Source organism: Microbacterium sorbitolivorans, assembly GCF_003327285.1.
GTDB lineage: Bacteria > Actinomycetota > Actinomycetes > Actinomycetales > Microbacteriaceae > Microbacterium > Microbacterium sorbitolivorans.
Window position 1 is genome coordinate 497527 of the sequence record NZ_KZ848475.1, and the last position, 9802, is coordinate 507328.

The following is a 9802-nucleotide window of genomic DNA, read 5'->3' on the forward strand; positions in this document are numbered from 1 at the left end:
TCAGACCAGGTCCGGCGCGTCCCAGAGGTTCAGCTTCGTGCCGATCCCCTTCTCGACGGCGTTTTCGTAGATCGTCTTCGCCCACGCGACGTCCTCGACGCCCATGCCGCCGACGCTGAACAGCACGGGCTGCTCGTCGAACTCGCGGCCCGGCTCGGTGCCGTCGAGCACGTCGCCGATGTTGACGACGCGCGACTCGTCAAGCTTGCGCAGGCCGATGAGGTCCTGCCAGTACAGGCCGATCATGCCGAAGGCGGTCTCGTGGCTCGGGGCGGGGTACTCCTCGGCCCAGGCCTCGTAGATCTTCTTGGCGTCGGCGATGAGGCGGGCCTTGCCGGAAAGGGTGTATTCCTCGTCCATCTTGAGGTTGGCGGGCAGGCTCAGGAAGGCGCCCGGCTTGATCCAGTCACCATCGATGTAGGGGTAGTTCTCGGATCCGACGAGGCCCGTGACGGCCTCCGAGACGATGTCCGAGTCGCGTACGGCCGCCTCAACAGTGTCGGCGATCTCGATCGTCGTGAACTGCGGGTAGTGCTCCTTCACGTAGGCCGCAAAGGCCTCGGAGGTCGAGCGGCGGCGGCCGTTGATCTTGATCGTGTCGAGCGTCGGACGGGCAGTCGTCATCGCGTGGAGCGCCGACTTGTTCATGGCGCCGGGGCCGATGATGCCGAGGGTCTTCGCGTTCACGGGGGCGAGCTTCTTCGCGGCGGCGCCGGGAACGGCGGCCGTGCGGTAGGCGCTCTCGAGGTTGCCCGACATGATCGCGAACGGCGCGCCGGTCTCCTTGTCGTTCAGCACGATGAGGTGGATCGAACGCGGCAGGCCCTGCTCGCGGTTGTCGATGTTCGAGCCATACCACTTGACGCCGGCGGTGTCGAAGCGGCCGCCGAGGTAGGCGGGCATCGCCATGAAGCGGCGGTCGGCGGCGTCGAGCGGCATGCCGGGGAAGGGCGACGAGGTGGGGAAGCTGATCTGCGCACCGTGCGAGTTCCAGGTGCTACCGGCCATGCGGTAGTCGCCCTTCGCGACGAGCACCAGCACCTCCTCCATCACGTCGATGCAGCGCGCCATGTCTTTCATGCCTGCTTCGATGACCTCGGGCTCGCTGAGGTAGAGCAGGTCGAGGCGGGTGCTGGGAGTGGTCATCGTGTCCTCCTGAGGGGAAAGGTTCTCCTTCAGATAAGCAATGACATTAACCCCAGGTCAAATACCATTTGTCACGCCGATTAATAGCGCTTTGCTCGCAATTTATTCGAAACAAAACGGCAATCTTTGACCCATATCCTTCCCGAATGGAACTCCGCCAATTGCGCTACTTCATAGCCGTCGCAGAGGAGTTGCACTTCGGTCGGGCGGCGCAGCGGTTGCACATGTCGCAGCCGCCGCTCAGCGTGCAGGTCAGCCGCCTGGAGGAGGAGATCGGCACGCCCCTCTTCGAGCGGAACACGCGCCACGTCACCCTCACCCCGGCGGGTGTTCACCTGCACGAGAGGGCGATTTCGCTGTTGGCGAACCTCGATCAGATCCGCGACGAAATGAGCGAATTCGCGACGGGTTACGCCGGCGAGATCACCGCCGGATTCGTGAGCTCAGCGAATTACACCGTCCTCCCCGGCGTCGTGCAATTGTTCCGCGCACGGCGCGAGCAGGTCTCGCTGAAGCTCATTCCGCTCACCTCCGGTGAGCAGCTCGCGCGGCTGCGCGACGGATCCTTGGACGTCGGGATCCTGCGCGACGAGTTCCCCGAGGACGACGACTTCACCGCCGAGGTGGTCTACGAAGAGCGGCTCGTCGCGTGCCTGCCCCTCGGCCATCCCTTCGCCGAGCAGGAGGAGGTGAGCGCCGAGGAACTTGCGACGATGCCGATCATCTCGTACCCGCGCTCGCTCATGCCCGGCTACGTCGACCGCGTCGCCCAGGCCGTCGGCGCCCTCGACGTCGTCGAGGAGGTCGTGCACCAGGAGACGGCGCTCGGGTTCGTCGCCGCGGGCGTCGGCGCGAGCATCCTGCCCGAGTCGGTGCGCCAGCTCGCCCCCGCCTCGATCGCCGTCGTACCGATCGCGGGCGACGCGACGACCCGCCTCCTCGCCGCCTATCCGACGCGCGCGGGCGGCGCGGCCGTGCGCGAGGTCTTCGTCGAGTGCATCCGCGAGGTCGCGGCGGGGCTGTAGCGGCTACGCGAGGTCGATCAGGCGCACGCAGGCGGGAGCCCCGTGCGCGATGCGGATCCGTTCCTCGCCGCCGCGGATCAGGTCGACGGCGTGCGAGTCGAGGGCCGCGCTCGCGATGAGCCCGGGGGCGATCTCGCCCGCGAAGCGCGGCGTGCGGCCGCCCGCGTCGACGAAATCGGTGGGGCGCGGCGCGAGCGGATCCGAGATGTCGAAGGTCGCGAGCGAATCGTGCCCGCGGTTGGAAACGTAGAGCGTGCCCGCGGCGTCGACGAAGATCGCCGCGACCGAGTTCTCGCCCGAGAAGCCTTCGGGGAGCGTCGAGGCCGATCCGGCGATCTCGAAGCGCCCACCGGTGAGGCGCAGCGCCGTCACGGTGTTGTCGAACTCGCCCGCGAGGTAGGCGATGTCGCGATGCGCCGGGTGCCACGCGAGGTGGCGCGGCCCGCGGCCGGCGGGGTGCGGATCCGAACCAACGAGCTCGGGCGCGGATCCCGCGGCCCACGAGAACCGGTGCACCTCGTCGCGCGCGCGGTCGGGCACGGCGAAGCCGGATCCGCCGAAGGAGATCTGGTGCGGCTCGGCGTTGCGCTCCGTCGCGAGATCGACGCGGCCGCGGACGCCGTCGAAGCGGCCGTCCTCCGTCAGCCCCACCGTGATCACCTGCCCCTCGGTGAAGCACGCCGCGAGCACCGCGTCGCCCGTCGGGGCAAGCGCGAGGTGCGCGGGATTCACGGCGTCGAGCTCGATCTCGTCGAGCACGCGGGCCGACTCGGGGCCCTCGGGGATCGAGACGGCCGTGAGCGTCGTGAGGCTCGACTGGCTGACGTAGAGCACGCGGCGGCGCGCGTCCCACTCGAACCAGGTCGGGTTCGTGACGGGCACGGTGGCGGCGAGCGTCGCCGCCGATCCGTCGAACGCGTAGAGGCCGAGGCCCGCGGCCGCGCCGGCGGGCACGTCGTCGCGGTCGGTGTAGCCGCCGATGATGAGGGTCTGGGTCATGATCACTCCGCTCGTCTGGCACGACCGTTCAGAGACGTTCATATCGGACTCGCGTCAAATAGTGAAACGTGGCAGTTGATGCCAGGATTCAGGGGATGATGTCGACGACGATGACTGCCGCTGCCGCCGAGCTCCGCAGCCAGGGTCTGCGCTGACCCGAACCCGACGGAAGGACCGACCAATGCAGATCTCCCGCCCCGCCCCCGGAATTGGCGCGCTCGCCCCGCGCGCGCACCTCGCAACCGACGCCCCGCAGCAATCGCTCGCGGGGTCGTGGCGATTCCGCCTCTCCCCCACGCTCCACGAGGCGCCCGATGAGTGGCGCGACGACGACACCGCCGCGTGGGACGAGATCCAGGTGCCCGGCCACTGGGTCCTGCAGGGCCACGGCGCGCCCGCGTACTCGAACGTGCAGATGCCGTTCCCGGTGGATCCGCCCCACCCGCCGCAGGCGAACCCGATCGGCGACCACATCCTCGACTTCGTCGCCGACGAGAGCCTCCTCGCCGCGGCCGAGCAGCTGATCCGCTTCGACGGCATCGAGTCGGCGGGCGAGATCTGGCTGAACGGCGAGTGGCTCGGCTCGACGCGCGGCAGCCGCCTCGCCCACGAGTTCGACGTCACGGGCATCCTGCGCGCGGGCGAGAACCGCCTCGCGGTGCGCGTCGCGCAGTTCAGCGACGCGACGTACCTCGAGAACCAAGACATGTGGTGGCTGCCCGGCATCTTCCGCGACGTCACGCTGCTCGCCCGCCCCGAGGGCGGGATCCGCGACGTGTTCGCGACGGGCGATTTCGACCCCGCGACGGGCACCGGATCCCTCGCGCTCGTTGTCGACGCCGCCGCGGAGTGGAGCGTGGAGATCCCCGAACTCGGGATCGACTCGACCGGATCGCTCGAGGGCCTCGCCGTCGAGCCGTGGACGGCCGAGACCCCGCGCCTCTACGACGTCGTCGTGCGCACGCCGAGCGAGTCGGTGTCGCTGCGCATCGGCTTCCGCCGCGTCGAGGTGAAGAACACCGAGATCCTCGTCAACGGATCCCCGATTCTGCTGCGGGGTGTCAACCGCCACGAGCACCACCCCGAGAAGGGGCGCGTCTACGACGCCGAATGGGTGCGCGCCGAGCTCGAGCTCATGAAGCGCCACAACATCAACGCCGTGCGCACCTCGCACTACCCGCCGCACCCCGAGACGCTCGCGCTCTTCGACGAGCTCGGCTTCTGGGTCATCGACGAGTGCGACTACGAGAGCCACGAGTTCGTGATGGTCGACTGGCGCGGCAACCCCAGCGCGGATCCGGCCTGGCGCGACGCGCTCATGGACCGCATCCAGCGCACGGTGCACCGCGACAAGAACCACGCCTCGGTCATCATGTGGTCGATGGGCAACGAGGCCGGCGTCGGCCAGAACATCGACGCCATGCTGCTGTGGACGAAGCAGTTCGACCCCTCGCGCCTCACGCACTACGAGGGCGACTGGTCGTGCGGCATCGCCGACGTCTACTCGCGCATGTACGCCTCGCACGACGAGGTCGCGCAGATCGGCCGCGAGGGCCTCGAGCCCGCCGCCGCCGGCCTCGACGCCGCGCACGCCCGCCGCCTGACGCTGCCGTTCATCCAGTGCGAGTTCGTGCACGCGATGGGCACGGGCCCCGGCGGGATGCAGGAGTACTGGGACCTCTTCGAGCAGTACCCGCGCCTCGCGGGCGGCTTCGTCTGGGAGTGGGTCGAGCAGGGCATCGCCGTCACGGGCGACGACGGCGTGCGCCGCATCATGATCGGCGGCGACTTCGGCGAGAAGGTGCACGACGGCAACTTCGTCATCGACGGCCTCGTCTCGCCCGACCGCGAGCCGCGCCCCGGCCTGATCCACTACGCCGCGACGATCGCTCAGGTGCAGATCCGCGTCGACGCCTCGCGCGCGACCGCGACGATCGAGAACCGCTTCGACCACGTCGACCTCGCGGGCGTGACCCTCGTCGCCGAGCGCATCGTCGACGGCGAGAGCGTCGCCCGCGTCGGCCTCGACACCCCGCAGGTGGCCCCGCGCCACGCGGCCGAGATCGCCCTCCCGGCAGAGCTCTCGGATCCGCGCGAATCGGCCGTCGCCGACGTCGTCACGGTGCGCGCCCTCACGGCGCACGACGCGTCGTGGGCCGAGGCCGGCCACGAGATCTCGAGCGGCCAGGACGTCCGGGTCGCGGCCCCGCCCGCCCCGGTGCCGGCCGACGGATCCGTCGACGTCTCCACCGGATCCGGCGAGCTCGCGAGCGTCGGCGGCCTCGCGATCGCGGCCGGCCCGGCCGTCGGGATCTGGCGCGCGCCGACCGACAACGACTGGGGTCGCCTGCACGGCGAGGAGGATCCCACCCCCTACGCCGAGCGCTGGCGTCGTGGCGGATACGACCGCACGGTGTCGCGCGTCGTCTCGAGCGCGACCGAGGGCGCGAGCGTGCGCGTGCACACCCGCACGGGCGTGCCGATCCTCGACGCCGCGATCGACGCGCGCATGACGTGGACGCCGCTCGAGGGCGGATCCGTGCGCCTCGATCTCGAGATCGAGCCCGACGGATCCTGGCCCGTCGAGTGGGCACGCCTCGGCATCGACTTCGTGATCGACGCCGCCCCGACGGGCCTCGACTTCGTCGGCGACGGCCCCGTGTCGGCCTACCCCGATATGCGCGCCGCCGCGCGCTTCGGCTGGTGGTCGCTCGCGGCAGACGAGATCACCGTCGACTCGATCACGCCGCAGGAGTCGGGCGCCCGCCAGGGCGTCATCGACGCGACCGTCGGCACCGAGGCGGGATCCCTGCGGATCCGCGCGCTCGACGCGCCCTTCGCCCTCACTGTCTCGCCGCACTCGCGCGACGAGCTCGCGGCGAAGACGCACAACTGGGAGCTCGAGGCAGACGGCAAGACGCACGTCTCGATCGACCTGCTGCAGTCGGGCGTCGGCACCGCGAGCTGCGGACCGGGCACGCTTCCGCGCTACCGCGTCGCGGCGCGCGCTATCCGGACGTCGCTGATCCTCGAGGGGATCGCCGGCTAACGGAGAACGGGGGTGCTCGCGCCGCGTTTACGCCGCCGGCGCGATGGCGTCGAGCACCCTCGCCAGCACCGGGTTCGCCGAATCCGTGCGCCACACGAGCGACGACTCGATCGGGAAGTCCTCGAGCTCGGGCGATTGCACGATCGAGGTGCGGGGCCCGGCCCACACCGCCGTCGAGGCCGGCACGAGCGCGGCCCCGAGGCCCGCGTCGACGAGCGTCAGCATCGTGTGGATCTGCACGACGTGCTGCGTGAAGCGGGGCACGACGCCGCGCGCGACGAAGATCGCCGACAGCATGTCGTGGAAGTACCGCGACGCGTCGGGCGAATACATGACGAAGTCGCGCCCGTGCACCGCCGAGAGCGCGACGGGCTGCCCGGAGGCGAGCCCCCACTGCCGCGGCGCCGCGATCACGAGCCGGTCGGCGGGCAGCGAGCGGAACGAGAGCCCCGCCGTGTGCGAGGTGTGGCGCACCATGCCGAGGTCGATGACGCCGCCGAGCACCGCCTCGATCTGGCGCTCGGTGACCATCTCGTGCAGCGTCGGGGTCACGTCGGGCACCTCGTTCGTGAGGCGTCGGAGCACGCGTGGGAGCGCCGTGCGCCCGACGGCCGAGGTGAACCCGAGGTGCAGGGATCCCTGGATCCCGCGCGCCGTGCGCCGCGCGACCTTCGCCGCCGCCTCGGCGCCCGAGAGCAGCGAGCGCGCCTCGCGCAGGAAGACCTTGCCGGCGGCGGTCAGCTGGATCGCGCGCTGCGAGCGGTCGATGAGCTGCGCCCCGATCTCGCGCTCGAGCGCCTGAATATGGCGGCTGAGCGGGGGTTGCGTCATGCTGAGCCTCTCGGCCGCGCGGCCGAAGTGGCCCTCCTCCGCGACGGCGACGAAGCATTCGACCTGCACGAGCGTCATCATGATCCATACCCTACAGGTATCGTTTGATCCATTCTTTAGGTTTTTTGGGTATCCATTGCGACCTAGCGTGGAGGCATGACGAACTTCACTCCCTCCGAGCTCGCCGCCCACCTCAAGGACGGCCTGCTGTCGTTCCCCGTCACCGCCTTCACCGCAGATGGCGAGTTCGACGAGGCCCGCTACCGCGAGCACGTCGCGTGGCAGGCAAGCTACGAGGTCGGCGGCCTCTTCGCCGCGGGCGGCACGGGCGAGGGCTTCAGCCTCACGCCCGAGGAGAACGCCCGCGTCGTGCGCGCCGCCGTCGAGGCTTCGCGCCCCGAGGTGCCCGTTCTCGGATCCGCCGGCGGCTGGACGAAGAACGCCGTCGCCAACGCGATCGCGGCCGAGGAGGCCGGCGCCGAGGGCCTGCTCGTGCTGCCGCCCTACCTCACCGAGACCACGCAGGACGGCCTCTTCAACCACGTCTCGGCCATCGCCGAGGCCACGAAGCTCCCGCTCATCGTCTACAACCGCGCCAACGCCATCTACTCGGCCGAGACGGTCGGCCGCCTCGCCGACGCCCACGAGACCTTCATCGGCTTCAAGGACGCGCTCGGCAACATCGAGCACCTCGCGAAGGTGACGACGCTCAACGGCGACCGCCTCTTCTACCTCGGCGGCCTGCCGACCGCCGAAACCTACGCCCTGCCGCTGCTGCAGATGGGCATGAGCACCTACTCGTCGGCCATGTTCAACTTCGTGCCCGAGTTCGCGCTCGAGTTCTACGCCGACGTGCGCCGCCAGGACCGCGCGGCCGTGAGCGAGAAGCTCGCCCGCTTCGTGCTCCCCTACCTCGACATCCGCGACCGCGGCAACGGCTACGGCGTCTCGATCGTCAAGGCGGGCCTCGAGGCCGTCGGCCGCCCGATCGGCACCGTTCGCGCCCCGCTCGAGAACCTCGGCGAGAAGGATCTCGCCGACCTGACGGCCCTCATCACGTCGGCCGGCGTCAGCCCCGCCCTCTGAAAACCGCGAGAGGATTAGTCGCATGACCGAACTCACCGGACACTCCCTGATCGCCGGCCGCACCGTAGCCGGCACGGGCAAGCCGCTCCACGCGATCGCCCCGGCAACGGGCGAGCAGCTCGAGCCCGGCTACTCGCAGATCGACGTCGATCAGCTCCGCGAGGCGACCGCCGCCGCCGAGGCCGCCTTCCCGTCGTACTCCACCCTCGACCCCGAGACCCACGCCGCGTTCCTCGACTCCATCGCCGACGAGATCGAGGCCGTGCGCGACGAGATCATCGCCCGAGCCACGCAGGAGACCGGCCTCCCGGTCGCCCGCCTCACGGGCGAGGTCGGCCGCACCTCCGGCCAGCTGCGCATGTTCGCGGGCGTCGTCCGCACGGGCCTGTTCCGCGGGGCCCGCGTGGATCCGGCGCAGCCCGAGCGCGCCCCGCTCCCGCGCCTCGACATCCGCCAGCGCAAGGTGCCGCTCGGCCCCGTCGCCGTCTTCGGAGCGTCGAACTTCCCGCTCGCCTTCTCGACCGCCGGCGGCGACACCGCCTCGGCCCTCGCGGCGGGCTGCCCCGTCGTGTTCAAGGCGCACAGCTCGCACCCCGGCACGAGCGAGATCGTCGCCGGCGCGATCACCCGCGCCGTCGCGAAGCACAACCTGCACCCCGGCGTCTTCTCGGCGATCTACGGCCCCGGCCGCACCGTCGGCCAGGCGCTCGTCACGGATCCGGCCATTCAGGCGGTCGGCTTCACCGGATCCCGCGAGGGCGGCATCTCGCTGGTGCAGGCCGCGCAGGGTCGCCCCGTGCCGATCCCCGTCTACGCCGAGATGAGCTCGGTCAACCCGGTCTTCATCTTCCCCGGCGCGCTCGAGGGCGACATCGACGCGCTCGCGACCTCCTATGTGACGTCGGTCACCGGATCCAGCGGGCAGCTCTGCACCCAGCCCGGCACCGTCTTCGTGCCGGCGGGCGAGAACGGCGACGCCTTCGTCACCGCCGCATCGAAGGCGATCGACGCCTCGGTCGGCCAGACGATGCTCTCGCCGTCGATCGCCGGCGCCTGGCGCGACGGCGCCGCGACGCGCGACGACAACGCGACGGCGATCGCCCGCGGATCCGAGGGCGAGGGCCCCAACGCCCCCGCGCCCGTGATCCACGACGCGACGCTCGAGCAGTTCGTGTCGAACGAGATCCTTCACGCGGAGATCTTCGGCGCGGCCTCGCTGATCGTGCGCTACGCCGACGTGTCGGAGCTGCCCGCCGCGGCCGACCGCCTCGAGGGCCAGCTCACCGCGACGCTGCAGATCGCCGATTCGGACACCGAGTCGGTGCGCGCGCTGCTTCCCGTGCTCGAGCGCAAAGCCGGCCGCATCCTCGCGAACGGATGGCCCACCGGCGTCGAGGTCGGCCACGCCATGGTGCACGGCGGACCCTTCCCGGCCACGAGCGACTCGCGAACGACGAGCGTCGGGTCGCTCGCGATCGAGCGCTTCCTGCGCCCCGTCGCCTACCAGAACCTACCCGAGGCGCTCCTCCCGGAGCCGCTGAAGGAGGCCAACCCCTGGGGCGTCCCGCGCCTCGTCGACGGCCAGTTCTAAGTTGTAGGGTCGCCAAAAAACGTCGCCGCGGGGGGCGCGCCGGCGCCGGGTGTTTGGGGCGCCAAGGAGTGGGTA

At 70.6% G+C, this 9802-nt stretch carries 7 protein-coding genes; 4 read left to right on the forward strand and 3 right to left on the reverse strand.

Annotation, left to right across the window (positions count from 1 at the left end):
• Positions 1-1146: a tyramine oxidase subunit B gene (locus tag DTO57_RS11175; protein ID WP_114118302.1), complete on the reverse strand. Its 1146-nt coding sequence runs from the start codon at positions 1144-1146 to the stop codon at positions 1-3.
• Positions 1147-1292: 146 nt separating this feature from the next.
• On the opposite strand from DTO57_RS11175, the gene DTO57_RS11180 reads away from it, so the two are divergent.
• Positions 1293-2171 carry a LysR family transcriptional regulator gene (locus DTO57_RS11180; protein WP_114118303.1) on the forward strand — a complete coding sequence of 293 codons (879 nt, stop codon included), beginning with the start codon at positions 1293-1295 and terminating at the stop codon, positions 2169-2171.
• Positions 2172-2174: 3 nt separating this feature from the next.
• Here the strand turns inward: DTO57_RS11180 and DTO57_RS11185 are convergent, their stop codons facing one another.
• Positions 2175-3170: a lactonase family protein gene (locus DTO57_RS11185; protein ID WP_162785757.1), complete on the reverse strand. Its 996-nt coding sequence runs from the start codon at positions 3168-3170 to the stop codon at positions 2175-2177.
• Positions 3171-3351: 181 nt separating this feature from the next.
• Here DTO57_RS11185 and DTO57_RS11190 point away from each other — a divergent pair, with 181 nt between their 5' ends.
• Positions 3352-6219, forward strand: a complete 2868-nt coding sequence (locus tag DTO57_RS11190; RefSeq protein WP_114118305.1) for a glycoside hydrolase family 2 TIM barrel-domain containing protein — start codon at positions 3352-3354, stop codon at positions 6217-6219.
• Between the two features lie 27 nt (positions 6220-6246).
• On the opposite strand, the gene DTO57_RS11195 is transcribed toward DTO57_RS11190, so the two are convergent.
• The gene (locus tag DTO57_RS11195; RefSeq protein ID WP_114118306.1) at positions 6247-7131 is read right to left on the reverse strand and encodes a LysR substrate-binding domain-containing protein; all 885 of its coding nucleotides are present in this window, start codon (positions 7129-7131) and stop codon (positions 6247-6249) included.
• A gap of 75 nt (positions 7132-7206) precedes the next feature.
• Here DTO57_RS11195 and DTO57_RS11200 point away from each other — a divergent pair, with 75 nt between their 5' ends.
• Together DTO57_RS11200 and DTO57_RS11205 are read left to right on the forward strand one after the other, a co-directional pair.
• Entirely contained in the window at positions 7207-8136 is a 930-nt protein-coding gene (locus tag DTO57_RS11200) for a 5-dehydro-4-deoxyglucarate dehydratase (protein ID WP_114118307.1), read from the forward strand.
• A gap of 22 nt (positions 8137-8158) precedes the next feature.
• A complete protein-coding gene (locus tag DTO57_RS11205; RefSeq protein WP_114118308.1) occupies positions 8159-9727 on the forward strand; it encodes an aldehyde dehydrogenase (NADP(+)) in 1569 nt (522 codons plus the stop codon).
• Positions 9728-9802 lie beyond the last annotated feature (75 nt).

Bases quoted from the DNA above. Each gene is read 5' to 3' on its own strand.
- DTO57_RS11200 (WP_114118307.1), top strand. From the start codon at position 7,207: ATGACGAACTTCACTCCCTCCGAGCTCGCCGCCCACCTCAAGGACGGC.
- DTO57_RS11185 (WP_162785757.1), bottom strand. From the start codon at position 3,170: ATGACCCAGACCCTCATCATCGGCGGCTACACCGACCGCGACGACGTG.
- DTO57_RS11180 (WP_114118303.1), top strand. From the start codon at position 1,293: ATGGAACTCCGCCAATTGCGCTACTTCATAGCCGTCGCAGAGGAGTTG.
- DTO57_RS11195 (WP_114118306.1), bottom strand. From the start codon at position 7,131: ATGATGACGCTCGTGCAGGTCGAATGCTTCGTCGCCGTCGCGGAGGAG.
- DTO57_RS11205 (WP_114118308.1), top strand. From the start codon at position 8,159: ATGACCGAACTCACCGGACACTCCCTGATCGCCGGCCGCACCGTAGCC.
- DTO57_RS11190 (WP_114118305.1), top strand. From the start codon at position 3,352: ATGCAGATCTCCCGCCCCGCCCCCGGAATTGGCGCGCTCGCCCCGCGC.
- DTO57_RS11175 (WP_114118302.1), bottom strand. From the start codon at position 1,146: ATGACCACTCCCAGCACCCGCCTCGACCTGCTCTACCTCAGCGAGCCC.